The sequence below is a fragment of the Microvirga mediterraneensis genome (assembly GCF_013520865.1).
GTDB classification, from domain to species: domain Bacteria; phylum Pseudomonadota; class Alphaproteobacteria; order Rhizobiales; family Beijerinckiaceae; genus Microvirga; species Microvirga mediterraneensis.
On sequence record NZ_JACDXJ010000001.1, the window covers coordinates 261,520 to 288,413 of the forward strand.

Annotated in this window: 26 protein-coding genes; 10 read left to right on the forward strand and 16 right to left on the reverse strand. The window is 61.1% G+C overall.

Features of this window, described 5'->3' with window-relative positions; genetic code table 11:
- The first annotated feature begins 108 nt into the window (after positions 1–108).
- Complete coding sequence (locus H0S73_RS01225; protein ID WP_181050443.1) at positions 109–984, forward strand: aldose 1-epimerase family protein; 876 nt, start codon at positions 109–111, stop codon at positions 982–984.
- 34 nt (positions 985–1,018) lie between these two features.
- On the opposite strand, the gene H0S73_RS01230 is transcribed toward H0S73_RS01225, so the two are convergent.
- The gene (locus H0S73_RS01230; RefSeq protein WP_181050444.1) at positions 1,019–1,405 is read right to left on the reverse strand and encodes a response regulator; all 387 of its coding nucleotides are present in this window, start codon (positions 1,403–1,405) and stop codon (positions 1,019–1,021) included.
- Positions 1,406–1,476: 71 nt separating this feature from the next.
- Between H0S73_RS01230 and H0S73_RS01235 the strand changes: the two genes are divergently transcribed.
- A complete protein-coding gene (locus H0S73_RS01235; RefSeq protein WP_181050445.1) occupies positions 1,477–1,713 on the forward strand; it encodes a hypothetical protein in 237 nt (78 codons plus the stop codon).
- 92 nt (positions 1,714–1,805) lie between these two features.
- On the opposite strand, the gene H0S73_RS01240 is transcribed toward H0S73_RS01235, so the two are convergent.
- The gene (locus H0S73_RS01240; protein ID WP_181050446.1) at positions 1,806–2,015 is read right to left on the reverse strand and encodes a hypothetical protein; all 210 of its coding nucleotides are present in this window, start codon (positions 2,013–2,015) and stop codon (positions 1,806–1,808) included.
- A gap of 249 nt (positions 2,016–2,264) precedes the next feature.
- Between H0S73_RS01240 and H0S73_RS01245 the strand changes: the two genes are divergently transcribed.
- The gene (locus H0S73_RS01245) at positions 2,265–3,461 is read left to right on the forward strand and encodes a YihY/virulence factor BrkB family protein (protein ID WP_181050447.1); all 1,197 of its coding nucleotides are present in this window, start codon (positions 2,265–2,267) and stop codon (positions 3,459–3,461) included.
- Positions 3,462–3,594: 133 nt separating this feature from the next.
- Here H0S73_RS01245 and H0S73_RS01250 read toward each other — a convergent pair whose 3' ends face one another.
- The 7 genes from H0S73_RS01250 to H0S73_RS01280 form a co-directional block, all read right to left on the reverse strand.
- The gene (locus tag H0S73_RS01250; protein WP_181050448.1) at positions 3,595–4,620 is read right to left on the reverse strand and encodes a UDP-glucuronic acid decarboxylase family protein; all 1,026 of its coding nucleotides are present in this window, start codon (positions 4,618–4,620) and stop codon (positions 3,595–3,597) included.
- 110 nt (positions 4,621–4,730) lie between these two features.
- Complete coding sequence (locus tag H0S73_RS01255) at positions 4,731–5,840, reverse strand: glycosyltransferase family protein (protein WP_181050449.1); 1,110 nt, start codon at positions 5,838–5,840, stop codon at positions 4,731–4,733.
- On the reverse strand, positions 5,837–6,931 hold the full coding sequence (locus tag H0S73_RS01260; RefSeq protein ID WP_181050450.1) for a CgeB family protein: 1,095 nt from the start codon (positions 6,929–6,931) through the stop codon (positions 5,837–5,839). Before H0S73_RS01260 ends, H0S73_RS01255 begins: the two co-directional genes overlap by 4 nt.
- Complete coding sequence (locus H0S73_RS01265) at positions 6,928–8,040, reverse strand: CgeB family protein (protein WP_181050451.1); 1,113 nt, start codon at positions 8,038–8,040, stop codon at positions 6,928–6,930. The genes H0S73_RS01260 and H0S73_RS01265 overlap by 4 nt, the downstream gene beginning before the upstream one ends.
- Positions 8,037–9,170, reverse strand: coding sequence for a glycosyltransferase family 4 protein (locus H0S73_RS01270; RefSeq protein WP_202049761.1), 1,134 nt, complete (start codon positions 9,168–9,170; stop codon positions 8,037–8,039). The genes H0S73_RS01265 and H0S73_RS01270 overlap by 4 nt, the downstream gene beginning before the upstream one ends.
- Positions 9,171–9,215: 45 nt before the next feature.
- Positions 9,216–10,331 carry an SDR family NAD(P)-dependent oxidoreductase gene (locus H0S73_RS01275; RefSeq protein ID WP_181050452.1) on the reverse strand — a complete coding sequence of 372 codons (1,116 nt, stop codon included), beginning with the start codon at positions 10,329–10,331 and terminating at the stop codon, positions 9,216–9,218.
- Entirely contained in the window at positions 10,328–11,440 is a 1,113-nt protein-coding gene (locus H0S73_RS01280; protein WP_181054203.1) for an NAD-dependent epimerase/dehydratase family protein, read from the reverse strand. The genes H0S73_RS01275 and H0S73_RS01280 overlap by 4 nt, the downstream gene beginning before the upstream one ends.
- A gap of 409 nt (positions 11,441–11,849) precedes the next feature.
- On the opposite strand from H0S73_RS01280, the gene H0S73_RS01285 reads away from it, so the two are divergent.
- From H0S73_RS01285 to H0S73_RS01310, 6 genes are read left to right on the forward strand one after another with little or no spacing between them, the layout of a single operon-like run.
- Positions 11,850–12,932 (forward strand): inositol-3-phosphate synthase, encoded by a 1,083-nt coding sequence (locus tag H0S73_RS01285; RefSeq protein WP_181050453.1) that lies wholly within the window; start codon positions 11,850–11,852, stop codon positions 12,930–12,932.
- A 16-nt stretch (positions 12,933–12,948) separates the two neighbouring features.
- A complete protein-coding gene (locus H0S73_RS01290; protein ID WP_181054205.1) occupies positions 12,949–13,548 on the forward strand; it encodes a histidine phosphatase family protein in 600 nt (199 codons plus the stop codon).
- Complete coding sequence (locus tag H0S73_RS01295; RefSeq protein WP_181050454.1) at positions 13,545–14,654, forward strand: CgeB family protein; 1,110 nt, start codon at positions 13,545–13,547, stop codon at positions 14,652–14,654. The genes H0S73_RS01290 and H0S73_RS01295 overlap by 4 nt, the downstream gene beginning before the upstream one ends.
- A gap of 2 nt (positions 14,655–14,656) precedes the next feature.
- Positions 14,657–15,469 carry a sugar phosphate nucleotidyltransferase gene (locus tag H0S73_RS01300; protein ID WP_181050455.1) on the forward strand — a complete coding sequence of 271 codons (813 nt, stop codon included), beginning with the start codon at positions 14,657–14,659 and terminating at the stop codon, positions 15,467–15,469.
- An 8-nt stretch (positions 15,470–15,477) separates the two neighbouring features.
- Entirely contained in the window at positions 15,478–16,251 is a 774-nt protein-coding gene (locus H0S73_RS01305) for a TIGR04290 family methyltransferase (RefSeq protein ID WP_181050456.1), read from the forward strand.
- Positions 16,248–17,177 (forward strand): glycoside hydrolase 5 family protein, encoded by a 930-nt coding sequence (locus H0S73_RS01310; RefSeq protein WP_181050457.1) that lies wholly within the window; start codon positions 16,248–16,250, stop codon positions 17,175–17,177. The genes H0S73_RS01305 and H0S73_RS01310 overlap by 4 nt, the downstream gene beginning before the upstream one ends.
- A gap of 173 nt (positions 17,178–17,350) precedes the next feature.
- Here the strand turns inward: H0S73_RS01310 and H0S73_RS01315 are convergent, their stop codons facing one another.
- The 7 genes from H0S73_RS01315 to H0S73_RS01345 form a co-directional block, all read right to left on the reverse strand.
- Positions 17,351–18,379 carry a Gfo/Idh/MocA family protein gene (locus H0S73_RS01315; RefSeq protein WP_181050458.1) on the reverse strand — a complete coding sequence of 343 codons (1,029 nt, stop codon included), beginning with the start codon at positions 18,377–18,379 and terminating at the stop codon, positions 17,351–17,353.
- Positions 18,379–19,332 (reverse strand): MDR/zinc-dependent alcohol dehydrogenase-like family protein, encoded by a 954-nt coding sequence (locus H0S73_RS01320; RefSeq protein ID WP_181050459.1) that lies wholly within the window; start codon positions 19,330–19,332, stop codon positions 18,379–18,381. The genes H0S73_RS01315 and H0S73_RS01320 overlap by 1 nt, the downstream gene beginning before the upstream one ends.
- A gap of 171 nt (positions 19,333–19,503) precedes the next feature.
- Complete coding sequence (locus H0S73_RS01325) at positions 19,504–19,794, reverse strand: hypothetical protein (protein WP_181050460.1); 291 nt, start codon at positions 19,792–19,794, stop codon at positions 19,504–19,506.
- 66 nt (positions 19,795–19,860) lie between these two features.
- Positions 19,861–20,322 carry a hypothetical protein gene (locus tag H0S73_RS01330; RefSeq protein WP_181050461.1) on the reverse strand — a complete coding sequence of 154 codons (462 nt, stop codon included), beginning with the start codon at positions 20,320–20,322 and terminating at the stop codon, positions 19,861–19,863.
- 100 nt (positions 20,323–20,422) lie between these two features.
- A complete protein-coding gene (locus H0S73_RS01335) occupies positions 20,423–21,967 on the reverse strand; it encodes a SpoVR family protein (RefSeq protein WP_181050462.1) in 1,545 nt (514 codons plus the stop codon).
- Positions 21,964–23,268: a YeaH/YhbH family protein gene (locus tag H0S73_RS01340; RefSeq protein ID WP_181050463.1), complete on the reverse strand. Its 1,305-nt coding sequence runs from the start codon at positions 23,266–23,268 to the stop codon at positions 21,964–21,966. Before H0S73_RS01340 ends, H0S73_RS01335 begins: the two co-directional genes overlap by 4 nt.
- Before the next feature lie 29 nt (positions 23,269–23,297).
- Entirely contained in the window at positions 23,298–25,244 is a 1,947-nt protein-coding gene (locus tag H0S73_RS01345; protein WP_181050464.1) for a PrkA family serine protein kinase, read from the reverse strand.
- Between the two features lie 580 nt (positions 25,245–25,824).
- On the opposite strand from H0S73_RS01345, the gene H0S73_RS01350 reads away from it, so the two are divergent.
- Positions 25,825–26,889: a zinc-binding dehydrogenase gene (locus H0S73_RS01350; protein WP_181050465.1), complete on the forward strand. Its 1,065-nt coding sequence runs from the start codon at positions 25,825–25,827 to the stop codon at positions 26,887–26,889.
- Positions 26,890–26,894: the final 5 nt, after the last annotated feature.

Genomic DNA, 26,894 nt, shown 5'->3' on the forward strand with positions numbered 1-26,894 from the left:
CCATGCCGCTCAGCCTTATGCAATCCCATGAGCCTCTCACGCTCTAGCTTGCGTCGCATTTAGCCGATACCCTTATCAGGATGGAGATACAGGGCCAGGAGCTGCCGCATGAGCGTTACCATTTCGAGTCCTCGTCTTCAGGCTCAAGTGTCGCAGAAGGGCGCGGAACTCGTGCGGCTCCAGGACGAGCAGGGCCGGGACCTTTTGTGGGACGGCAATCCTGCCTTTTGGACTGGCCGCTCCCCCTTGCTTTTCCCCGTCGTCGGCCGCGTGAGGAATGATCGCATCCAGGTCGAGGGGTCGGAATATGGATTGCCGAAGCACGGGTTCGCGCGCACGGCTCTCTTCGAGACGAGAGAGGCAGACCCTGTCCAATGCCGGTTCGGCCTCGGTTCCGACGAGGCCACGTTGAGGCAGTATCCGTTCCCGTTCGAGCTCGACGTGACCTACAGGATCGAGGACGTCAGGCTGACGGTCACTGCTTCGGTGACCAACACCGGCCCCGCCATCATGCCGGCCTCTTTCGGGTTTCATCCGGCCTTCCGCTGGCCGCTGCCCTATGGGGCACCGCGCGACACGCACTCCATCTGCTTCGAGCACGAAGAGACGGCCCCGATCCGCCGTCCCGTGGACGGGCTCATCAGCCGGCATGTCGAGGAGAGCCCGGTCCAGGGACGGATGCTTCGCCTGCGAGACAGGCTCTTCGAGACGGATGCCCTGGTCTTCGACCAACTTGAGAGCAGGTCCGTTACCTACGGGGCACCCGATGGCGGCTCCATCCAGGTCGACTTTCCGGATATGCCGCATCTGGGTATCTGGACCAAGCCCGGAGCAGGATTCATCTGCATCGAGCCGTGGCAGGGGCATGCAGATCCGGAAGGATTCGATGGGGAGCTGGCCGCCAAACCGGGGATCGTCCTCGTTCAACCGGGCGAAACGCGCAGCTTCACGATGGCAATCACCGTCAGTCCTGCGGGCCTGTAGTTCTGGCACAGCGCCCCTTCGGGCACGCCATCCGTCAATGGCTCGTCACGAGCTCACGGATATGCTTGACCACATCCTCGCTGGAATAAGGTTTCGGCACGAAGCGTCCATCGTCCGGGATCTGTTGGGGAAGCGGCCTATGATATGCGGACGAGATCAACAGTGAGATGTGCGGCCAACGCTGCTGAACGCTTTCAGCCAAGTCCAGGCCATTCATGGATCCCGGCATGTCGATATCCGTGAAGAGTACCTGCACGTCATGAGAACAGGTTTCCAATACGGCCAAGGCTACATCGGCATTCGCAGCCTCCAGCACATGGAAGCCCGCATCCTGCAGATCCTCTGCCGCCGCCATGCGCACGAGAAGCTCATCCTCAACGAGGAGAACCACAGACGTCTCGTCTGAATAATTGTTCATCATGAGCGATGGAACGAAACTAACTTATGTTAGTTCCTACTGCTCAGGTGGCTTTTAAACGGGGGAGCCGGGCTATGGCGTCGCACAAGTTCAAGCTTGGGGATCAGGTGCGATTGGTCAAGCTTACGAGCACGAACACCGTTGAGGCTTTTCTCAACTTGGTGACAACCATCGATGCCACTCGTTCCCAGGACATCTGGGAAATCACGCGTCTTCTCCCCGCCGACAGAAACGGCTTCCAGTACCATATCAAGGGCGATCAGGAAGGGCCGGAACGCCTTGTCCGGGAAGAGCAGCTCCAATTCGCCTGATCTGGAAACCTCGACTGGTTCAAGGAGGCGAGCATCGCCAGATCACCTGGATACCGGCGACGCCTTCGTCAAGCATCACAGCAATTTTCGGCTCAGCTTGCCTTGCGAAGCAGGCCGTCATCGACCCCGTCGGCTACAGGCGCCGTCCGGTTGCGGAACTGGTGCAGTTCTTGCCGAACCGTCTCAAGAACCGGATCGAAAGCCGGTCCATGCTCCTTTGCAATCTCGACAAGCACGTCGATCGCCCGGAGCAGGCGCTCCTCGGTCACCGGTTCCCACTTGCGTCCTGACCAATCGTCCATCTCAGACCCTCCTCGTGGCTTGGGAGAGACACTGGTCCAGAGAGTCTTGCATCCGGGTTAAAGGCACCGCTCAAAGTGCAGGCATGCACAGTCCTCAGAAGTGCGACGATCTTGCGTTTACGCATCGACATATCACTCCCGCGGGACGCTCATGCTCGATAAGTGCGTGGAACCGCTGCGTTATTCGGGAGGTTTACGGTTGAATCAGGCCGTTTGGCCGACAACCGATCAATGAGGCTGTGTCCGACTATGGCAGACAATCCGGCTATCCAGCAACCTGGCGCGCGGCAATCCTCCTCCTCTTCGACTGTCACGACCATGTGGGCTGTGGTTCTCGGATGGGCCCTCGTGCGCCTTGTGGCAAGCGGAGAGCGCTCCGCGTCACCCTCGCCCCAAGCTGGTCGCCCCTCGTCGGCTCCGGCGCAGGCTCGGGGACAGGCGCGGAACACCGGTTCGGATATCGGCGAGAAGCAGCATGCTCCCCCTCACGCAGCCGCCGAGAAGGGTCGCGGGCGAGGCGCGGACACGCCAACCGAAATCCCGGCGCGAGGATGGAAGGACATCCTGTGGCGTACCTATGAGGAGTTCAACAAGGACCGGGTTCTATCGGTTGCCGCCGGGGTGACCTATTACGCCCTGCTTGCCGTCTTTCCTGCCATCGCCGCTTTGGTGTCCATTTACGGCCTCTTCGCGGATCCCGTAACGATCCAGGAGCATCTGAACACCGTGTCCGGCGTTTTCCCGGGCGGCGCTCTCGACATCATCCGCGAGCAGGTGACGCGGATCGCTTCGCAGGGAGGCGGGGCACTCGGCTTCGGCTTCATTTTCGGCCTGGGCCTGTCTCTCTGGAGCGCCAATGCCGGCATGAAGGCGATCTTCGACGCCCTCAACATCGTCTATGGCGAGGACGAGAAGAGAAGCTTCGTTCACCTGAACGTGCTGTCTCTCTCATTCACTCTCGGGGCCATCGGTTTTATTCTCTTCGCTCTGGCGGCGATCATCGTGCTTCCGATCATTCTGAACTTCATCGGCCTCGGTTCCGGCACCGAATGGCTTGTCTCCCTCTCGCGCTGGCCGATCCTCCTCATCGGGGTCACGTTCGGATTGTCGCTCATCTATCGCTTCGGCCCCAGCCGCGACAAAGCGGAATGGCGCTGGGTCACGCCGGGCGGGCTCGTCGCTGCCGTCCTGTGGCTTGCCGTCTCCATGCTCTTCTCATGGTATGTGGCCAATTTCGGAAGCTACAACGAAACCTATGGTTCGCTTGGAGCGGTGATCGGCTTCATGACATGGATCTGGCTGTCGACGACCGTGGTTCTGCTTGGCGCCGAGATCAACGCCGAGATGGAGCATCAGACAGCCCACGACACGACCGAGGGCACCGATCAGCCCATGGGGACTCGCGGTGCCCGGATGGCCGACACGATAGGGGTTGCAAAAAGCTGAACGCTCACTATCAACCGCATGAAAGGCGCTCCCACCGAGCGCCTTTCTCTTTGCAATCTTCGTAGGCGAAGAAAAGAAGCGCCAGCCAACGCTGGCGCATTTCAATCCATCGAGGAGACTATGGGCCTCGGACCTACCCGGCCGAGACTGCATCACCCAGGTTCGGCACCTTGTGAGCCCGACCCTCATCGGCGTGATCCTCCGAGAACCAGGCGATGGTCGATTTCAAACCTGCATCGAGAGACGTCCGCGGCGACCAGCCGAGAAGCTTCTTGGCAAGGGTAATGTCGGGGCGCCGGCGCCGCGGATCGTCGATCGGGAGCGGACGCTTCACGACGCGAGAGGACGATCCCGTCATCGCCAGAACCTTCTCGGCCAAATCGCCGACAGTAAGTTCCACCGGGTTTCCGAGGTTCACAGCCCCTGGGAACGACCCCTCATAGGCCATGAGGCGCAGGAAACCTTCCACAAGATCCGACACGTAGCAGAACGAGCGCGTCTGGCTTCCGTCACCGTACACCGTGATGTCCTCGCCCGCGAGAGCTTGGCAGATGACGTTCGAGACGACACGGCCGTCATCGGCTCGCATGCGCGGGCCATAGGTATTGAAGATTCGTGCCACGCGCACTTCGGCGCGCCCCGCTCGATCGAAGTCGAATGTGAGCGTCTCGGCCGCCCGCTTTCCCTCATCGTAGCAGGCGCGCGGGCCAGTCGGGTTGACATTGCCCCAGTAGCTCTCCGTCTGAGGGTGAACCTCGGGATCGCCGTAGATCTCGCTTGTCGAGGCAAGGAAGAAACGCGCACGAACCGACTCGGCAAAGGTGAGAAGGTTGTGCGTCCCGACGACGCTTGTCAGCATGGTATGCTCGGGATCCGCCTGGTAATGCGGAGGAGACGCTGCGCAGGCAAGATTGAAGATCTCGTCGATCTTAAGGCGCTTGGAACGCAAGCGAGCAGGCAACGGCTTGATGATATCGCCATCAACAATATCGAAACGCGGTTCACGCTCGAGATGACGGAGATTCTGCTTTCGCCCTGTTTGAAAATTGTCGAGGGCGATCACGTGAGCGCCTTCACTGAGAAGAGCATCGCAGAGATGAGACCCAAGAAATCCGGCACCACCTGCCACGAGAACGTGCTTACTGTTGCTATTCTTCATGAGAACGCCCTCCTTTTCAGATCCTGACGGATCTAAAGGTACAAACTGGTTCTGCCCCAAGTTTCATGCATGGCATTTTCTCAATGCCTTATTAGAATGAATTCACAAGGTCAGGACTCAACCGCCAAAGCGAACGGCTGTTCCTGGCGCCTGCGCCGAATGGCTTCATGGAGATCCTGCTCCATCGAGGCCGCCCGGTGAGCGGCGGTGTGTTCCGCGAGAATGCGGCGCCGAGCGCGGCCCCCCATTGCCCTTCTCTGATCTTCGGGCCATGTCGCTAGCACATCGACGACCTCTTCAGGCTTGGAGGCAAGAAGGATCTCATAACCCGGCTCGAGAAGCGTCTCGATGCCGTCCCAAATATCGGAAACGATCGGCGTTCCGCAGGCGGCTGCCTCGAAGAGGCGAACGCTCGGGCTATATCCGGCCCGGATCATATCGGCACGCGTGACATTGAGCGTGTATCGGCTCCGCGCATAGAAAGCCGGATGATCGTCCGGCGGCACATGATCGATGCGCTCGACATTCTCCGGCCAGTCGATCCCTTCAGGATACTGCGGGCCGGCCACCGCGAAGCGCAGGTGAGGCGCGCGGCGAGCGGGTTCGATCAGGAGCCGTTCCAAGGTCGGTTGCCGGTCGGGACTATAGGTGCCGATGTAGCTGAGATCCCAACGCTTCTCGCAATCGAGAACCGGATAAGCCTCCGGATCGACGGAACAGTACAGAGCTCTTGCGGCCGGTGATCCATACCGCTCCATGACCGCTTTGAGCGTCGGTCCGCCGGTGAATGAGAAATAGACGTCGTAATCAGGAATGAGGCCGGGTGACAGATACTCGTAGTCGCCTCGGTCCAGCTTCGCGAGCGTGACCGGCGTATCGATGTCGTAGAATGCCACGATGCCGTTCGCCAGGCGCTGTACGTGGCGACCGACATCGACTCCTTCGGGCACATAGGAGCCGACGATCACCGCGTCGGCATTTCCGATTGCGTCTCGGTATCGGCCGAGATCCTCCAGATCGGAATAGAATTCCAGACGGCAGTAATCCGGATTCTTCAGATCGCGTTGAGCAGCGTACCATGGCACATCGCGTTCAAGAAATAGAATATCATGCCCACGAGCCGCAAAGGCTCTCAGCAAGGCGCGGAAGGTCGTTGCGTGACCGTTGCCCCACGAAGAAGACAGGCTCAAGCCCAGGACAACGATACGGAGCTTGGTCACGCCACGCTCCTCTCGCGCTTCTGGGCGGCTTCCTCCCGCAGGATGACGTCGACCTCTGCGCCGCGCCGGGTATAAGTGTGCTCGGCCATGATCCGGGCGCGAGCGGCATCACCGATCGTGCGGGCACGCTCAAGGGTCAGGGCCTCGACATGGTCGGCGACGTCCTTGCCGTCGCGCGCCACCAGGACCTCCTCTCCTTCCTTCAGAAACAGCTCCAGGCCGATCCAGGCATCGGTGACGAGACAGGCGCCCGCTCCCGCGGCTTCGAAGACGCGGGTCGCGGGCGAGTAGCCCGTGCTTGCCATGGAATCGCGAGCGATGTTGAGAACGGCCAGCGGGCTCGTGTTGAAGGCATTGTGATCGCGCGTGTACACATGCCCGATATGGCGCACGTTCGACGGCATGCCTCTCGTCTCCCAACCGTTGCCGCCGATCAGGAACTTGCGGTTCGGCAGGCGCCTGGCTGGCTCGAGGAAGAACTGCTCCACCCGGGCTTCGCGGTCGGGCAGGCGATTGCCGAGAAAGGACAAATCGGCTCCGAAGCGATCATCCGCCGGAACCGGATGATGGGTCGTCGGATCGCAAGCATTGTAGATCGGAACGCAGCGGCGCGCGCCGAAGCCCTCGTAAGCGGCGATCACCGGCGGACCGCCGCCATAGGTAAGCACGAGATCGAGCGCCGGCATGGTGCGATGGAGCGGATGGTCTGGGCTCTCGCGCAGTTCGGCCAAAGTGGCAGGAGCGTCCACGTCCCAGAAGATGCGAATGGCGTCGGGACGCGAGGCTGCCGTGACCCCTTCCAACAACTCGTTGTCGAAGACACCAACCCCGGAGGCCTTCACCACGACGTCCGCCTTCGCGGCCTCGGCCACGACACCGCGCATGGCCTCCTCCGTCGCCGGATAGACCTTTACCTCAGCCCAATCCGGCGGCTCGATGTCCCGATGTTTCTGGCGATCGAAAGCATCCGGTTCATAGAAGGTGATGCTGTAACCACGTCGGGCAAGATCGCTCAGGAGGCCGCGATAATAGGTGGCGGCTCCATTCCAGTACGACGACAGAAGGCTGGAACCATAAAAGGCGATCTTCATGCAGACATCTCCACCGGCGCTGAAATGCCGTAACTTGCAAGAATGGCGAGAAGCTGATCGACCCGGTGGGCACAGGAATGGCGGCTGCGAACAGCATCGAGCCCGTTCTCCACCAAGGATCGGCGCAGATCGGAATCGTTGAGGACCGATTTCATGTGGCGCTCCATCTGCGCCTCATCCTGAGCGACCAGATAGTCCGTCCCCGGCGTGAACAGATTCTCCGAGTCATGCCACGGCGCCGAGATCAGCGGGATACCGCAGGCGAGGGCCTCGAAAACTCGGATCGTCGGAATACCGGGGAGCATATCGACGTAGAACCGCCTCGGCACATGCACGGTCGCAAGATGCTTCGCGAACACCTCGGGCGCTCGGGCGTTCGGAAGCCAGCCGCGATAGGTCACGCCATAACGGGCAAGCGTTTGAAGGGCTGCCTCCGGATAGCGGACGCCATATATGTCGAGGGACAGGCCAGCCGTTTGCGCGGGGCGAAAGAGAAAGCTTTCCAGTTCCGCGCTTCTCTCGTCGTCCCCCCAGTTTCCGATCCAGACAAGCCCTTTCCGATCCGTCTCTTGGACAGGAGGATGAAAGAGCCGTGTATCGGCGGCTTCATGCCAGACGTGAACCCGGTTGCCCCAGCCCCAACGGCGATAAACCTCCGCGAGCGTTTCGCCAAAGGCGAGGACGCCGTCATAACCATCGAGCTCGAAACGGCGGATGGCGTCGGGATCGCTCACTGCCCTGTGATGCGTGTCATGGAAGAGGAGCGTGAACCGTCCGCCTTGTCGCCGCGCTCTGCCGATAGCGGCGACAAGCCAGGGCTCGTTCCATTCGTGAACGACCACCACATCCGCACCGGACAGGGTCTCTCCGAGGTCGACGTCGGGATCGAAAATTTCCGACGACAGTTCAGGGTAAAGGCCGCGATAGGCATGAAGACCAGCCTCTCCATGATCCTTCAGGAGGTTCTCCAGGCTCCAGGCGCCCCGCGGTTCATAGGCTACGACATCGTGGCCGCGGTGAACGAACTCGCGCAGAACCCCGCGCAGAAAATGCGCATTGCCGTGATTCCAGCACGAGGCGAGGGAATGCGTGAAATAGATGAGCTTCATGCAGCGGCTTCCTCAAGTGAGGATCTCGGGGGCTCGCGGCGCAAGACGGAATAGTAAGCGCTCAGGACCCCCGCGCTCATGGCGGCGGCCGTATAGGTATAGGCCCGCTCTCGCGCGCGGCGCCCCAATGCGGCGCGGGACTCCGGATCCTGCAGAAGTCGCTCGATCTCCTCAGCCGCCGCGCCGTCATCATCGGGCGCAACGAACAATGCGGCGCCCTCCCACAATTCACGGAATGTCGGAATATCGGACAAAACGAGCGCGCATCCGTGCTGAGCGGCTTCTAGGACCGCAAGGCCGAAAGGCTCATACCGCGCCATCGAAAGAAAGATGGGCTCTCTGCTCAGGTGCCGGGCAATCTCTGAATCGCTCAAGCGACCAAGCGGCCTCGCATGACACACGTCAACATGCGCGCCGTTTGGGCCGTCGAGCGGCCCGGCCGCAAGGATCGGCACTGTGAGCCGCGAAGAAATCCGGTCGATGACGGCGAAATTCTTGCCTTCGTCCCAGAGGCGCCCAGCGGTAAAAACGAAATCCTCATCGGATTCCGATCGGCTCGCGATGGCGGAACGTCGGCCGTTCGGGACAACATGGGGCGCCTGAACGAGACCATAGACCTGCGCAGTTGCCTGAGCAAAGGCCCACGTCGGCGCGAGCAGTCGGTCCACGGACGAATAACCCTTCGCTACGAGTTCCGTGCGCCAAGCGAACTCCTCCGGCAGAGGACCGTCCTTGACGGCCTGCCACCAAGTCGCAACGCAGGAATGACAAACCGCCACAACCGGGATGTCGAACGACACATGGGCTGCAAGGGCCGGAGAATTGAGGTGAATGAGATCTGGCCTGATCTGCGCAGCGACGCGAGCGACTGCGCGGCCGGTTTCCTCGACCTCGCGGGCATTATCTGCCGTCCAATCGAGTGGAAGGTCTGTCAGGATGAGCTTTGCACCGACGGCCTCGGCCATGGCCTGCTGGTCTGACGAGGGAGGGGGGCCCAGCACTGCTATTGTCGTCCTGACACCCTCCGAGCACAAGCCTTTCGCGAGATCCAGCGCATATTGCCAGACGCCGCCGACCGCATCTGCCGTCATGAGCACATGCAGGCCTGCGGCTTTGTCAGACCCTTCCATGGCTGCCCTCTATTGTGCGCAACGTGGAGGCGACATGACCTCCCATCACAAAGCCTCTGCATTCTGCAGACGTGAAGGCAACGAACCTGAACGTGCGAGCTCCCGTTCATCCTGCAGCCACTCCGCAAGGGCGGCCACGCCCTTGAGCCAAGTGACAGGCTGACTCAACCCGAGTTCCCGGGTTGCGAGGTGCGTGTCGGAAACGTAGTAGCGTTGATCGCCGGCACGCCAGTCGTCGTAGATCGTCTCGACAGGACGGCCAATCACCTCCTCGATGTGGGTGAGAAGCTGGCGCAAGCTGATGGCATTGGACGGACCACCTCCGAGATTGAAGGCTCTGCCCTGAACCGCATCGATGCGCTTCCACGCGGCCGCATAAGCGGAGACAGCATCGGAGATGTCGAGCACGTCGCGAACCTGGCAGCCGTCGCCGTAAATGGTGATTGGCTCGCCTTGAAGCGCACGGATCAGGAAGTGAGCCACCCAGCCCTGGTCCTCGGTCCCCATCTGTCGCTGACCGTAGATGCAGCTCATCCGCATGACGCAGGTCGGCATCCCGAACGAGCGGGCATAATCCAGTACATACTGATCGGCGGCGCCCTTCGAGCAACCATACGGAGTATGAAAATCGAGGGGCCGGCTTTCGCCGATCCCGGCGTTCCTGATCGCAGGGTCGCGCGGCATGTAGGCGTCGTTGGTCTTCTCTAATTCCACATCCGCGAGATCGCCGTAGACCTTGTTCGTGGACGCAAAGATCAACGGGATTCGCTCGCCGCGTTGCCTCAGCGCATCGAGCACGTTCAGCGTTCCGCGAATGTTGATCTCGAAATCCTCGCGGGGATCGGCGAGACTGGTCGTCACCGCAACCTGCGCAGCCATGTGGAAAACGGCCTGTGCATCACGAACGACTTCAGTGACGGCCGCCTCATCGCGAACGTCGCCGATTACTGTGGAAATTTTGCCCGGATGTCGCTTCTTGAGCCATTCGAGATTCCGCTCGACACCGGAGCGCGCCAGGGCATCGTAGATCAGGACATCATGGCCCTCGCTCGCGAAACGATCGGCGAGGTTGGAGCCGATGAACCCCGCGCCGCCTGTCACCAAGATCGGGCGGCGATGGAGGACAGCCGGCGCGGCGGCCGATGTATCTGACGCCGTCATGCCACTAGGCCTCGCGCTTCCAGCTCCTTACGGGCTTCGTTGACCAGATCCTTGGCTTCCTGTCTGGCAACCCATTCGGCAAGCTCCGCCAAGCCCTCGGCAAAATCCTTTCTCGGCTTGTAACCCAGCTCCTGCTGGATCTTGCTGATATCGGCAATGCAATGGCGAATGTCGCCGATGCGCGCCTTGCCGGCGATTTCCGGCGCCATCGGACGGTTCATCGCCTGCGAAAGAAGTTCCGCCACTTCGGATACGGTACGATCCTGGCCGCTGCCGACATTATAGACGCCGCCCGGAGCATTCTCATGCTCGAGAGCCAAGACGAATGCCTGCGCCACGTCCTCCACATGGACGAAGTCGCGACGCTGCCGTCCATCCTCGAAGATCATCGGCGGCTGTCCATTGTGAAGCCGCGATGCGAAGATGGCGAGGACCCCGGTATAAGGATTTGACAGAGCCTGCCCCGGGCCGTAGGCATTCCACAACCGAAGCGCCACTCCCTCCATGCCGTAAGCCGGACACAGCGTCAGGGTCAGTCGTTCCTGAACGTATTTCGAGAGCGCGTAAACCGATGCCAGCGCAGGCTTTTTCCATTCGGGCGTCGGAACGGGAATGAGCGGGCATCCCCGCTCGTCCAACGGATCCCAAGAATCTTTCTCGCTCTTGCGAGGCACACGAACGACATCTTCATGGATGCGTCCATCCCCATCCTTGTAGAGGCCTTCGCCGTAAATGCTCATGGATGAAGCCACGACCACCCGCTTCACCGGATTGTCGATGAGCTGCTGGAACAGCACGGCCGTACCGTAATCGTTGACGGAGACATAGCGATCTACCGCATACATGCTCTGGCCGACACCGACCTCCGCGGCAAGGTGGACGACTTTCGTTGCACCCTTCAGGGCCCTAAGAAGCGCCGTCTCATCGCGCACATCCCCAACCACCACCTCCACGTCCGGATCGAGACCCTCGCCCTGCGTTCTGTCTCCATGAACCTGCTCGATGAGACTGTCGAGTACACGCACCTTGTGGCCATGCTCTAAGCAAGCCTGCGCAACATAACGTCCGATGAAGCCCGCACCGCCGGTAATGAGGATCGTATCCGTCACAAGATATCTCCAGATTGGTTTCCGGGTTAAGCGCCGATGGGTCAGACAGGAGACGACAACCCATCCCCATGGTGGAGATGCGACGCGGAACATGCGCATCTTCCAGGTAGAGAATAGGCCCTGAAGCGGCCCTCGCCGAACGAGGTCTACGCTATATATCCCCTTCGATAGCTTGAGCTTGCGCAGAGAAAACTACGCATCTTCATCTTTGTTCCTGACTTGAACACAGTAGTTTAGGCGCTCGGCGGGGAAGACAAGAGTCACAGACCCGGAATCTGGGCGGAACAACAAACCTTCTTCAAACGTTGAATGCCACGCTTTGAAAAAGGTCGCAGCCGAATGCCTGCGGCCTGCAGATGCTTTTGCCTAAAAAAGAAACACCCGGCGGGCCGTGCAAGGGAGATCAGTCATGAGTTCGAGCAAGGTCCGCGTCGGTATCGTGGGCGTCGGCAATTGTGCCTCGTCTTTCGTGCAGGGTCTCTCCTATTACAAGGATGCAAAAGGGAACGAGCCGGTGCCTGGCCTGATGAATGTCGAGCTTGGCGGATATCATATCAGTGACATCGAGATTTCCGCAGCCTTCGACGTGAATGTCTCGAAAGTGGGCCACGATGTCTCCGAAGCGATCTTTGCCGAACCAAACAATACGCAGCGCTTTGCGGCCGTTCCTCCCAGCGGAATCATCGTCAAGCGGGGAAGAACGCTCGATGGGCTTGGCAAATATCTTCATGACGTGATTGGTGAGTCTCCTGAAGACGAAGTCGATGTCGCGGAGATTTTGCGTCAATCCAAGACTGATGTTCTTGTCTCCTATCTGCCTGTCGGTTCGCAGAAAGCGACGGAATGGTACGCCGAGCGTGCGCTCGAAGCCGGCTGTGCATTCGTGAACTGCATCCCCGTCTTCATCGCGTCGAATCCGGAATGGCGCAGGCGGTTTGAAGAGCGTGGTCTCCCTATCGTCGGCGACGACATCAAGAGCCAGGTGGGTGCCACCATTGTTCATCGTGTGCTCGCCAATCTATTTCGCGAACGTGGCGTGCGCCTCGATCGTACCTACCAGCTGAATTTCGGCGGCAACACAGATTTCCAGAACATGCTGGAACGCGAGCGTCTCGAATCGAAGAAGATATCCAAAACGCAGGCCGTCTCGAGCCAGCTGGATATTCCCCTTCCCGCAGGCGACATCCATGTGGGCCCAAGTGACCATGTTCCGTGGCTCACCGACCGCAAATGGGCCTACATCCGCCTGGAGGGGACAACTTTCGGCGGCGTTCCGCTGAACATGGAAGTGAAACTCGAGGTCTGGGATTCACCGAACTCCGCCGGCATCGTGATCGATGCGGTGCGCTGCGCAAAGCTCGCCATGGATCGTAAGATCGGCGGCGCTCTCACCGGCCCGTCCAGCTACTTCATGAAGTCTCCGCCGCAGCAATTCACCGACAACGAGGCTCGCGACAGGACAATCCGCTTCATTAACGGCGACGAAGATTAGAGCCTTGGAGGTCGAGATGACCACCACGTTCTTTCTCGTGCGCCACGCCGCCCATGATTGGGTAGGGACAGTTCTGTGCGGCCGCATGCCTGGCGTTCATCTCGGCGCTGCAGGGAAAGCCCAGGCGGAGCGTCTGGCTCAGCGCTTTCTTAACGAGAGAGTGGACGCCATTTACACAAGTCCTCTTGAGCGGGCGTCGGAAACGGCGCAGCCCATCGCTTCCCGTCTCGAACGATCTCTTCAGATATGCGATGCCATCAGTGAAGTCGAATTCGGCCGATGGACAGGCATGAGTTTCGAATCCCTGAGCCGAGATCCGCTCTGGTCGTCCTGGAATGCATCGCGCAGCACCAATCGCGCTCCCGATGGCGAGACGATGCTGGAGGCTCAGGGACGTATCGTCGGGGCCATGGAACAGATGCGCAACCGTTATGCGGGGCGTGCGCTCATTCTCGTGAGCCACAGCGACGTCATCAAGGCTGCGATTCTCCACTACCTTGGCATGCCGGTCGACGCCTATGACCGCATCGAAGTGGAGCCCGCCTCGATCAGCACTCTCGTCGTGGGTGATTGGGGTTCCAAGCTTCTCCGATTGAACGAAGTGGTGGCCGCATGAAGATCGTCATATTCGGCCTGACCATCTCGTCATCTTGGGGCAACGGCCACGCAACCTTATGGCGCGGCCTATGCCGGGCGCTCGCAAAGCGCGGGCATAGAATCGTGTTCTTCGAGAAGGACGTGCCCTACTACGCCGAGAACCGGGATCTCATCGAAGTGCCCGATGGCAACCTTATCCTCTACGAGGATTGGGAGAGCATTCGCGCTCGCGCTGAAATGGAACTCAAGGATGCAGACTTCGCCCTCGTCTCGTCCTATTGTCCCGACGGCATCACGGCTGGCGATCTCCTGCTTTCTGCGCCGCGCGCCATTCGCGCATTCTACGATCTCGATACTCCCATCACCTTCTCGCGCCTCGATACGGGCGGGCCCATCAGCTACATCGGCTCACGCGGGCTCGGAGATTTCGACCTTGTCCTGAGTTATACGGGAGGCCGGGCCATTGAAAGACTGCGGACAGATCTCGGCGCCCAACGCGTCGCTCCTCTCTATGGCCATGTGGACCCGGATGTGCACAGACCCGTGCATACCATCCGGCACTATGTTTCCGATCTATCCTATCTCGGCACCTATGCGGCTGATCGCCAGAATGCATTGCAGCGTCTCTTCATCGACCCTGCCGCCTTCCGGCCGGATCGGCGCTTCCTGATCGGCGGAGCGCAGTACCCGGAGGATTTCCCATGGCAGCCCAATATCCATTTCGTCCAGCACCTGCCGCCGCCAGAGCATCCTGCGTTCTTCTCGTCCTCGCGGCTTACGCTCAACATCACGCGGCAAGCCATGGCCGAGATGGGCTGGTGCCCTTCAGGGCGCCTGTTCGAGGCGGCAGCCTGCGGTGCGCCTATTCTCTCGGACTGGTGGGTGGGCCTCGACAGCTTCTTCGAGCCTGGCAAGGACATCCTGATCGCTGCAAATACGGACGATGCCGTCGCGGCCCTCGACCTGACGGACGCCGAGCTGACGCGAATTGCCAGGGCAGGCCGTGAGAGGACGCTCGCAGAGCACACGTCGGATCATCGGGCGAAGGAGCTTGAGAACCTGATCGAGGGCTCAACATCCCTTCTGTGCCCGGCCGAAAGTTCCACCGCCATGATGGAGGCCTGATCATGTGGGGAATCATACCTGCTGCGGGCATCGGCAGCCGCATTCAGCCCCTGGCCTTCTCGAAGGAGCTTCTGCCCGTGGGCAGCCGCCTCGACAACGGCATCGAACGCCCCTGTGCCGTCAGTGAATATCTCGTCGAGCGCATGATTCATGGCGGAGCGGACAAGATCTGCTTCGTCATCTCTCCCGGCAAATCGGACATTATGGAATACTATGGCGCAAGCTATGGCAGCGCTTCCATCGCCTATGTGGTCCAGCCGGAAGCACGTGGCCTGTGCGACGCGATCTTCCAGGCGGCTCCGCTCATTCCCGCCGATGAGGGCGTGATCGTCGGCCTGCCGGATACGGTCTGGTTTCCCGAGAAGGCCCTGGCGGAACTGCCGGACGACTGTCTCTCCTTCCTGCTCTTTCCGGTCGATAATCCCGAGGTCTTCGATGCGGTGATCCTGGACGAGACGATGCAGGTTCAGGAAATCCAGGTCAAACAGGCCGATGCCGCTTCACGCTGGATCTGGGGCGCCTTCAAGATGCCGGGTCATGTGCTCGCAACGTTGCGCAAGCTATGGATGTCACGCAATCGCGATGATGAATTTTTCGGCACGCTCGTGAATGCCTACTTGGCTGAAGGCGGCAGGGCCCTCGGGCTGAGAGCGGGCCAATCCTATGTAGACGTCGGAACCTTGCACGGCTATCGCGCCGCCATCGGCCTCCTGAGCGACGCGGCCCAGCATGAAACCTTTACCGGTGCGCGCGTCGCTCTCGGCTGGCCCGCGGGCCGACTGCCGCGCGGGCTTCATGATTTGAACAGGGAGTAATCGTCACGATGAATGCCATCGATCCCATGCGGCTTGACGAAATCCGTCAGAAAGCCGAAGCGCTCGGGCCCTGGTTTCACAATATCGAGCTCAAGGGAGGCGTCTGGACCGCGCCGAACCATTTCCTCGGCAATTATCCTGCCGTGAAGTGGCAGCGGTTTTCGGATGCGATCCCGCAGGACCTCACAGGGAAAAGCGTCCTCGACATCGGCTGCAACGGCGGCTTCTACTCGATGGAGATGAAGAAGCGCGGCGCGGAACGCGTCCTCGGTATCGACTTCGATGAAGCCTATCTCGCGCAGGCGCGCTTTGCCGCGCAGACGATGGATTACGATATCGAGTTCCGGAAACTGTCCGTCTATGACCTGGGTCAGCTCGGCGAACGGTTCGACGTCGTGCTCTTCATGGGCGTGCTCTATCACCTGCGGCATCCATTGCTAGCACTCGATCTCATTCACGAGCACGTCGCCAAGGATCTTCTCGTGTTCCAGTCGATGCAACGCGGCTCCACGGAGGTCATGCCTGTCGAGGAAAACTACACCTTCTGGCAGACGGATCACTTCGACGATCCGCGCTATCCGAAGATGCATTTCATCGAGCATCGCTATGCCGACGACCCTACCAATTGGTGGGCGCCCAATTCCGGCTGCGTCGAAGCCATGCTCCGCAGCGCCGGGTTCGAGATCGTCCAGCATCCTGAAACTGAAGTTTACATCTGTCGCCGTGTCGATGCCCCACCCGGTGCGGGTGCGGTCTACCCGGCGCAAGGGAGACACGCATGATCGAAGCCGCGATGATCTGGAACGAGCCCAACAACAAGTCTCATTGGGACCCGGAGATCGACCCGGATTGGAGGCTCTTCTCCGACATGGTGATTGCCGCAGGCCAGGCGATCAAGGCCGAGAATCCCAATCTGCCGCGCGTTCTCGGTGGCATCTCGCCCATCGACCCCGGCTTCATCAGGAAGCTGGAAGGACACGGCGCTCTCGATCACCTGGACGTCGTGGCCGTTCACGGCTTCCCGCTCGACTGGAACCTGTGGCAGATCCATGAATGGCCCGCGAAAATCGACGAGATCCGCGCCGTGACGAACAAGCCCATCTGGGTCAGTGAGGTCGGAATCTCAACCTTCGGGGCAGAGGAAGTGCAGGTCTGGGGCTTGAACCGGACCGCCGAGCTCCTGATCGGCAAGGTGCCGAAGATCCATTGGTACAGCCTCTACGATCTCCCCCGCGCTTGGGAAGCCACGACACGCCACCGGGAGGCCGAGGGCTCATCCTATTATCGGCACTTCTACATGGGGCTCCTGCGCGAGGACGGAACGCCGAAACCTTCTCTCGAGGAGTTCGCCAAGCACGCGCCGCAGATGGGGCTGTGCCAGTGGTTCCACTATGAGGACCACCGTCTCGACGATGCCGTGGCATGGATGAAACGCCTGGGCGTCAAGTACCTGCGCACCGGTTTGTCCTGGGCCGACAGCTTCCGTCCGAACGCATTGGATTGGTTCGACCGGCAGATGGAAGCGCTTGCGGATTTCGACGTGACGGTGACCTTCTGCTTCACGCCGGAACATCGCGGGATCGCGCCTCACCACACCAGCGCGCCGCAGGTGAAGGAGGAATTTGCGGAGTTCTGTGCCAGCATGATCCGCCGCTATGCGCCTTCAAGTCAGCCTGATGAAGCGAGCAAGGTTCTGGAAGCTCTCTGAGGTGGGGATCGCTTCCAGGAACTGCCCCTGAACCGTCGTAGCCGGCATAGGGTCGGCCACCCCGATTCGATGCAGTGTCTAAAGGAATCGAAATCACCGGCACAAGGCCAGTGATGATGCAAAAGGGGTCTTGCGAATCGCAAAAGATGTCAGCTTGACCGTTGTACTTGGTGCTATCGTCCATAAATCCGGTCGAGCACCTTTGCGACATCGACCAGTTGCTCTGCGGCCCGATCGAACCCCTCCCCGGCCGCCAGGCGGGATGCCCAATCTGCCGCCGCGCGTCCGCCCCATTCGTCCGGCGGGGAGGTCAGCGTCTCGCGCGACGTGCCCCAATAGCGCTCGGCCGTAAAGTCATAGAACGAACCGTTCACGTTGCGCAGCGCCACGCCGCCCTGCGTTCCGTAGAACGTGGCCGAGATGATTGCATCGGATCCGGCCTGAAGCCGCCAGGAACAGGCGAGCTGGATCACGGCGCCCGTGTTCAGCTCGACAGTCGCGACGGCATAATCTTCCACCTGCGAGGCGGAATCCTTGAGCGGCGCGCCACCTGCGAAGAGCTTGCCCGTGACACCCCCGACGCCGGGGTTGTTCAATGCCCAAAGGGCGAGATCGACCAGATGGACACCGAGATCCATCACGCAGCCGCCCCCGGACAGAGCTGGATCGTAGAACCAGGGCTTGTCCGGGCCATAGGCGTTGTGGAACACGAGATCCACGGCATAGACGTGTCCCAGTTCGCCTGAATCGATGATCTCGCGGATGCGCCGCATGCCTTCCGTAAAGCGGTATGAGAGGTCGACACATAGCAGGCGACCGGCCTTTCGCGCCGCATCGACCACCGCCTGCACCTCTGCCGCGGTTCGCCCGAGCGGCTTCTGGCAGAACACGGCGACGCCGTGCTCCAAAGCTTGGATCGACTGCGCCGCATGCATGGCACTAGGGGTTGCAATCACGACGCCATCAACGCCGAGGTCGAGGATCTCGTCGAGACTGGAAACCAGTTGCGCTTTGGGCGCCAGCTTGCCGGCTTCGGCGGCCATGTCGGGAGATGGGTCGGCAATGGCAGCAACGTCGGCGACACCGGCGCCGAGGATCGCCTGCATGCGGTGCCGCCCGATCCAGCCGACGCCGAGGAAGCCGAGACGCGGACGCGCGGGAGAGGTTCCAGAACTCGTCTTGAGCACAGCCTGTTGCACCATCAGTACGTCACCAGGGCCTTGAGGAAACCGTCGGGCCGGTCGCGCGTGGCGTTCAGCGCTTCGTCGAGTCGCTCCAGAGGATAGGTGTGGGTGTAGAGGACGCTCGGATCGAGGCGCCCCGACGCGATAGCATCCACCGCCTCGCGCAAACCCTGCACGTAGATCTTCGGATCGCGTTCATGCGCGTTGATCACGTCGATGCCGCGCCAGTTCCAGAGCCACATATTGACCTGCCGCGGGCCATCCTGATGATAGCCGGCCACGATCAGCTTGCCGCGCTCGCGGGTCAGTTCCCCGGCGAGATCAAGCGGCCATTGCTTGCCGACGGCCTCGATCACGCGGTCGCAGAACGTGCCGCCGGTCAGTTCCTTGACTTGCTCGATGATCGCATGGTGATCGTCCATCGGGATCGTCTCGACCGCGCCCATGCGGCGTGCCAGCTCGAGCGAGAACGGCCGTCGCGAGATCGCGATCACCCGCGCGCCGGCGTCAGAGGCGAGCTTCGTGAGAATGGCGCCGAGAAAGCCGATGCCAACAATGGCGATCGTCTGCCCGGCCACGATGTCGCTGCGCCGGAAGATGTTCATCGCGCAGCCGAGCGGCTCACCGGGAAAAGCCTGGCCCGCCAGGGCATCAGGCAGGCGTACGACCACGTCGGCCTCTGCCAGATCGTATTCCGCATAGGATTTGTAGGAGAGCGCCGCGACCCGGTCTCCGACCGCCAGGTCTTCGACACCTTCGCCGACCGCGTCCACGAAGCCCCAGGCTTCATGTCCGAGAGCGCCCGGCTCGGTGGGATACTGCATCCATTCGGGGCCGGCCCAAGGTGTCAGGTTGGATGCGCAGACGCCACAGCCTTCCAGGCGAAGCCGCACCTGTCCTCGCCCCGGCACCGGACGCGCCACCTCGCTGACCTTGATCCGCCCGGGTCCCGTGAGGATGGCTGCCCGCATGTTTGCCGGAGCCCCGGCCGGCTCATCGCTCCCCTTCGACGCAGAAGCGGAATTGTTGCTGCCGGCACCACTCTCTTTCAGCAAGTTCGTCCCTCCACCATAGCGCCCGAGCAATTAGAGATGGGAGAGGAGACTTCAAGGCTCGACTATTTGTAACAAGGGATTGTGAGCTCACGCGGTGATCCGGGCGCTCATTTCTGCGGCATATGTCGTGCGCGCCTTGCCGTCGGGCTCCAGGCCCTGTTCCTCGCACCACGACGCGAACGCATCGGGCTCGATCATGATACGCGCAATTAGGAGCCCGGCCTGTTGGCCGACGGTCTCGTTGTTCTCGGCCGAAGCCAGCCACGCCTCATAGGTCGAGGCGAGATTGTGCCGGTCGGTCATCATGGCGCGGATGCGGGGATAATCCTCCCGGCTGTACCAGGGCAGTCCGATCCTGCGGGGCGGCGCATCCGTCATTCATCAACTCTCCGAACAATCGGCACCGGGCCCACTGATCAGGAGGCTCGGTGCCGCAGCATACTTTCAGCTCAGCAGGTAGAACACGGCCGGGGCGGCTGTGAGCAGCCCGGCCGTCGTGAACAGCATGAGCCGATGATCAGGGTTCGCGATGCGACGGACCTTTCGCGCCGTGGAGCCCGCTTCCATGCTCCAGCCGTTCATGCAGGAGCAGAGAAGTCGATGGGAGGCTCCCTCCGACAATTCGAAGAACTCCATGGCATCCCCGAGCGTGTCGCCCTTCAGGCCGGCGGCGCGCAGGACTGGATCCTCGAACGCAACCGTAATGGGGGATTCGTCCGAGCGCAATTCCGGCCGCTTGTCCTTCGGAACGAACTCGATCTCACCCAGTGACCTCAAGCGCCGTTTCGGCTGGCGCTCCAACATTTCGGCCCAACGCTCGAGGCGTTCGCGCCGTGACAGGAAACCTTGGCTCAACTCATGCACTTCAGCGACGCTACGCAGCTTCTCTACAGGCTTGTGTTCCATAGGTATTCTCCTGCAAGGGAGCCGACCCCGAAACCAGGGCCGAGCCCAGGGAACCCTATGGTCGCGTGAGTCCCAGGCTTTTTTGCGTCAAACCGTCCTTTTAGAAGAGTGTTTCGTGCGGGTGAGCCACGTGTTCCTGGAAGATCGCCCCCGTGGCCGGCTCCACCTCTTTCAGCACCACCGCATAGCCCCAGAGATTGGCTACCATCTGAAGCACCCGCTGGGCGTCGTCCTTGTGCAGCAAGGTTCGGTTGAGAACGTGATGATGCAGGATCAGACGCCTGTCTCCGGCAAGGTCCACGTCGATCACCTGGATGTCGGGATCGCTCCACCCGACATCGTAATGGCGCGAGAGCGAGCGCCGCAGACGCCGATAGCCACGCTCGTCGTGGATCGCCTCGATCATGAGCTCAGGCTGGTCCGGATCATCGACGAGATGGAACATACGCCATTGCCGGATCAGGTGGGGGCTCAGGAACTGCGAGATGAAGCTCTCGTCGCGGTAGTTCGCCCAAACATCGCGCAGAACCGCCATGGCATCGCCACTGCCCGCGATGTCGGGGAACCAGTTCCGGTCCTCCGCGGTCGGCTCAGTGCAGATGCGCTCGATGTCCTGCATCATGCCGAAGCCCAGGGCGTAAGGATTGATGCCGCCATAATGCGGGTCGTCGAATTCGGGCTGCCGGGTCACGTTGGTATGGGATTGCAGAAATTCGAGAAAGGAGCCATCGCTGATTTGCCCCGTCTCGTGCAGGCGGGTCATGATGCGGTAGTGGCAATAGGTGGCGCAGCCCTCGTTCATCACCTTGGTCTGGCGCTGCGGATAGAAATACTGGGCGATCTGACGCACGATGCGCAGGATCTCGCGCTGCCAGGGCTGCAGGCGCGGCGCGGACTTTTCGAGGAAATACAGGATGTTTTCCTGCGGCAGTTCGAGAAGGGCGCGGCGGCGCTCCTCGCTCAGCTGCGGCTTCGCGGCCGCTCCCTTGGTCGGCACCGTACGCCACAGGTCGTTGAAGGTCTGCTCCTGGTGGAGATGGCGCTCCCGCTCCCGGCGCTCCTCCGAGCGCAGGTCGGGCCGCTTCTTGCGCGGATAGCGGTGCACCCCGTGCGACATCAGGGCATGGGCTGCATCGAGAACGCGCTCTACGGCCGCATGTCCGTAACGCTCCTCGCAGCGCGTGATGTAGCCCTTGGCGAATTCGAGATAGTCGAGAATCCCATCCGCATCGGTCCATTCCGTGAAGAGGTAGTTGTTCTTGAAGAAATGGTTGTGTCCGAAAGCCGCGTGGGCGATGACGAGTGTCTGCATCGTCGCCGAGTTCTCCTCCATGATATAGGAGATGCACGGGTTCGAGTTGATGACGATCTCGTAGGCCAGGCCCGTGAGCCCCTGGCGATAGCTCGATTCATGCAGGGCGAAGCGCTTGCCGAAGGACCAGTGCTTATAAAATAGGGGCATGCCGATCGACGCATAGGCGTCGAGCATCTGCTCGGCGGTGATCACCTCGATCTGGTTTGGATAGACGTCGAGCCCCAGCTCGCCGACCCCGATAGCCTCGACGGCGTCATGGATGCGCTGGATCGTTCCGAAATCCCAATCGGCCCCATGGAACAGCAGGTTGTCGTCCAGGGTCACGCTCATGGCACCCTCGCTCCTGCTTCCGCATCGCGCCGGCGGAAGAGTTCGCGGAAGACCGGATAGATCTCGCGACGGTGGTTCACCTTGCGCATGGCGAGGTTGGCCCCCTCCTCCAGCAGCGCCTCATAGGTCTGCCATAGGGATGTCCTGTGGTTGATGAAACCGGTCTGCATCCGGTCGCTGTCGCTGCCGACCTCAAGATAGGCATAATACTGGCAGACCGGCAGGATCACGTCACGCAGCAGGGCGGCGCTGGTGGCGCCGTCGTTGGGCGAGTTGTCCCCATCGGAGGCCTGGGCGGCGTAGATGTTCCACGCATCCGGCGAATAGCGCTCGTCCACGATCCGCTGCATCTCGCGCAGGGCGGAGGACACCACCGTTCCGCCGGTCTCGGGACTGTTGAAGAAGGTTTCCTCATCCACCTCCTTGGCCTCGTGGGTGTGGCGGATAAAGACGATCTCCACATGCTTGTAGCGCCGCGTCAGGAAGATATAGAGCAGCATGTAGAAGCGCTTGGCCAAATCCTTCATGTGCTCGGTCATGGAGCCCGAAACGTCCATAAGGCAGAACATGACGGCCTGGGCCACAGGCTTCGAGACCGGCTCGAAGCGACGATAGCGTAAGTCGATGGGATCGATATAGGGGAAGCGCTTGGTGCGCAGCTGCAGCTGCTCCAGCTCCTCGCGCAGGGCAATCAGGCGCTCGGACGAGCCATCCTGCTCCTCGAGGCGGACGATCTCCGCCTGAAGACGGAGCAGATCCTCGGTTTTCGGCCGCCGCATGGCGATGCGGCGGGAGAGGGCGTTGCGCATGGAGCGCAGCAGGGCGAGGTTCACGGGTGAACCGGTGACCGTATAGCCGGCCCGCCGCAAGCCTTGTGTCTCCACTGTCGCAACGCGCCGCTTTGCGAGATCCGGCAGCTCCAGGTCGTCGAGGAAAAGATCGAGAAACTCGTCACGGGTCAGGACGAAGCGGAAATCGTCCTCGCCCTCGCCGCTGTCGCCACCCGTTGCGCCACTCCCGCCACCTGGGGGCCGCTCGATGGTATCGCCTTCGACAAAGCGCTTGTTGCCGGGCAGGATGTGATCGTGCACACCGCCCTCGCCGGACCGCCGGAAGCTGGGCTCGCGAACGCCATCGGCCGGGATAGAGACCTCCCCTCCCCGTTCGAGATCGGTGATGTCCCGATCGCCTGCGGTCTGGCGTACGGCCCGCTGGATCTGCGCCTTGGCGCGGCGCAGGAAACGTTGGCGGTTGGCCAGACTCTTGCCCCCTGGGTTGAGGCGCCGGTCGATGATGTACATAGGAACGCCTGATCTGCCTCCGTTTTCCGTCAGCCCGCCTGTTTCACGCGCATGTACCATTCCACCAGACGCCGCACCTGGCGCTCGGTGTATCCACGCGCCATCATCCGCTCCACGAATTCTCCGTGCTTCTTCTCGGTCTCGCTGTCCTTCTTGGAGCCGAAGCTGATGACGGGCAGCAATTCCTCGACCTGTGAGAACATGCGGCGTTCGATCACGTCGCGAATCTTCTCATAGCTCGTCCAGGACGGATTGCGGCCCTGGTTGCCGGCCCGCGCGCGGAGCGAGAACTTGACCACCTCGTTGCGGAAGTCCTTCGGGTTGGCGATACCGGCCGGCTTCTCGATCTTGGTCAGCTCCTGGTTCAGGAGCTCCCGGTTCAGAAGCTGGCCGGTGTCGGGATCCTTGAAGTCCTGATCCTCGATCCAGGCATCCGCATAAGCCACATAGCGGTCGAAAAGATTCTGGCCGTAATCGTGATAGGACTCGAGATAGGCCTTCTGGATTTCGTGGCCGATGAAATCCGCGTAGCGCGGCGCCAGTTCGGCCTTGATGAATTCCAGATACCGCCGCTCCACGTCCTGGGGCAGCTGCTCGCGCCGCAGGGATTGTTCGAGCACGTACATGAGATGGACCGGGTCGGCCGCTACCTCGATCGTATCGTGGTTGAAGGTGGCGGACAGGACCTTGAAGGCGAAGCGGGTCGAGATCCCGTCCATGCCTTCGTCCACGCCGGCGGAATCCTTGTACTCCTGCAGGCTGCGTGCGCGCGGATCGACCTCGCGCAGGCTCTCGCCGTCATAGACGCGCATCTTCGAGAAGAAATTCGAGTTCTCGTGCGCCCGCAAGCGCGACAGGACCGAAAACCGTGCCAGCATTTCGAGCGTGGCCGGAGCGCAGGGAGCGCCAGCCAGTTCCGAACTGCGGATCAGTTTCTCGTAGATCTTCTGCTCCTCCGTGACCCGCAGGCAATATGGCACCTTGATCACGTAGATGCGGTCGATGAAGGCCTCGTTGTTCTTGTTGGTGCGGAAGGTCTGCCACTCCGCCTCGTTCGAATGCGCCAGGATGATGCCGCTGAACGGGATAGAGCCGATGTTCTCGGTACCGACGTAATTCCCCTCCTGCGTGGCGGTAAGCAGGGGATGCAGCATCTTGATAGGCGCCTTGAACATCTCGACGAATTCGAGAATGCCCTGGTTGGCGCGATTGAGGCCGCCGGAATAGCTGTAGGCATCGGGATCGGCTTGGGATAGGGTCTCGAGCTTGCGGATGTCGACCTTGCCCACGAGAGACGAAATATCCTGATTGTTCTCGTCGCCGGGCTCCGTCTTGGCGATGGCGATCTGTCTCAGGCGGGACGGGTTGATCTTGACCACCCGGAACTTGGAAATGTCGCCCTTGAACTCGTCGAGCCGCTTGATAGCCCAGGGGCTGAGCAGGTTGGTCAGGCGCCGACGCGGAATGCCGTACCGCTCCTCCAGGATCGGCCCCATCTGCTCCGGATCGAAAAGGCCGAGCGGACTCTCGAAGACCGGACTGACCTCGTCGCCCGCCTTCAGGACATAGATGGGATTGATTTCCATAAGCGCCTTCAGGCGCTCGGCAAGAGAAGATTTGCCGCCGCCGACCGGGCCGAGCAGGTAAAGGATCTGCTTGCGCTCTTCGAGGCCTTGGGCGGCGTGTCGGAAGAAGCTGACGATCATCTCGATCGTCTCTTCCATGCCGTAGAATTCGGAGAAGGCCGGGTAAACCCGGATCGTGCGGTTCATGAAGATGCGGCCGAGGCGTGCATCCTTCGACGTATCGACAAGCCGGGGCTCGCCGATAGCCGCCAGGATGCGCTCGGGAGCGCTCGCATACATCATGGGATCGTTGCGGCACCCTTCCAGGTAGTCCGCCAGGGACATCTCCGCCTCGCGGCGGGTTTCGTATGTCTTCAGGAAACTCGAGAACAGGTCGTCGGAATGATGCATGGCGCCACCGAAATCCAATCCCTCTCAGAGACAACTATTGTGCACCGCTAAGGTTGCTCAGACCAGCGATACTGACGATGCGGTTAAATGATGCGGCGTACTCCTTTTGTCATGGCGGAGTAAAAAGCGTGTCGCGACAGGCTCGGCTCTGTCCGGGGCAACCCGTTCGACTTGAAGATAGACCCGCCCTCGACATCTAGCCTCGCGGATTGCGGGCGGGACAGCAAGCTAAGGTTTCTGGCAGGCATCCGAAAATCCACTGTGCCGCACTGCCGCCTGCATATGATGTGGTGGTCTACTGGGCGTTCCTGCAAGGCTGTCCCCGGCAGGCAACCCATCAATTGAGCGTTACCGTCATTGAACAGCGGCTGTCCTTAACCGGGGCTGAATCGACTCCCCATTCATGGGGGCACAGGATCCATGTCCTTGGCCGGATGAACGTCTCGAACAAACATCCCGTTCATCGGTTGACGCGGGCCTGATCGAACCTATCGTTTGTTGCGCTTGGGTATTTTGCAGGGTCCTTGCGCCGTGGAAGGACCTGCCCTTTTCGACGACCGATAATCCGGAGAAATTTCCCGTGATCAAAGCTTTCGGCTATGCCGCCCAGGATGCGACCACCCCGCTTGCCCCCTTCAGCTTCGAGCGCCGGGAGCCCCGCGAGAACGACGTCCAGATCGAGATTCTGTATTGCGGCGTCTGCCACTCCGACTTGCACACTGCACGAGAGGAATGGGGTGGCACTCTCTACCCCTGTGTGCCAGGCCACGAGATCGTCGGCCGAGTCACGCGTGTCGGCCAGGGTGTGCGGAAATTCAAGGAGGGCGACCTTGTCGGCGTGGGCTGCATGGTCGATTCCTGCCGCACATGCCGCTCTTGCCGCGAAGGCCTGGAGCAATACTGCGAAGTCGGCTTCACCGGCACGTATAACGGTCCCGAGCAGGGCACGGGCGCCAATACCTATGGCGGCTATTCCGACAACATCGTCGTCGACGAGAGCTTCGTCCTGAAAGTACCCGAGGGCATGGACCTCGCCGCTGCCGCGCCTCTTCTCTGCGCAGGGATTACCACGTATTCCCCCCTGCGCCGCTGGCGCGTGCAGCCTGGGCAGAAAGTGGGCGTGGTCGGCCTCGGCGGCCTAGGCCATATGGCCGTCAAGCTCGCGCGGGCCATGGGTGCACATGTGGTGCTGTTCACCACCTCGCCCAACAAGCGCGAGGACGCACTCGCCCTCGGGGCCCACGAAGTGGTCGTGTCGCGGGATCCCGAGGCCATGAAGGAGCACGTGAACAGCTTCGATTTCATCCTCGACACCGTCGCCGCCCCGCATGACCTCGACAGCTACCTCGTCTTGCTTGCCCGCGATGGCGCCATGGTGCTCGTCGGCGCCCCGGCCGAGCCACATCCGGCCACGACGGTGTTCAACCTGATCATGAAACGTCGGCAGATTGCCGGCTCGCTGATCGGCGGCATCGCCGAAACCCAGGAGATGCTCGATTTCTGCGCCCAGCACGGCATCACCTCCGAGATCGAGATCATTCCGATCCAGAAGATCAACGAGGCTTATGAGCGGATGCTGAGAAGCGACGTGAAATACCGCTTCGTCATCGATATGGCTTCGCTGAAGCAGGAGGCGGCAGCGTAAGCGCG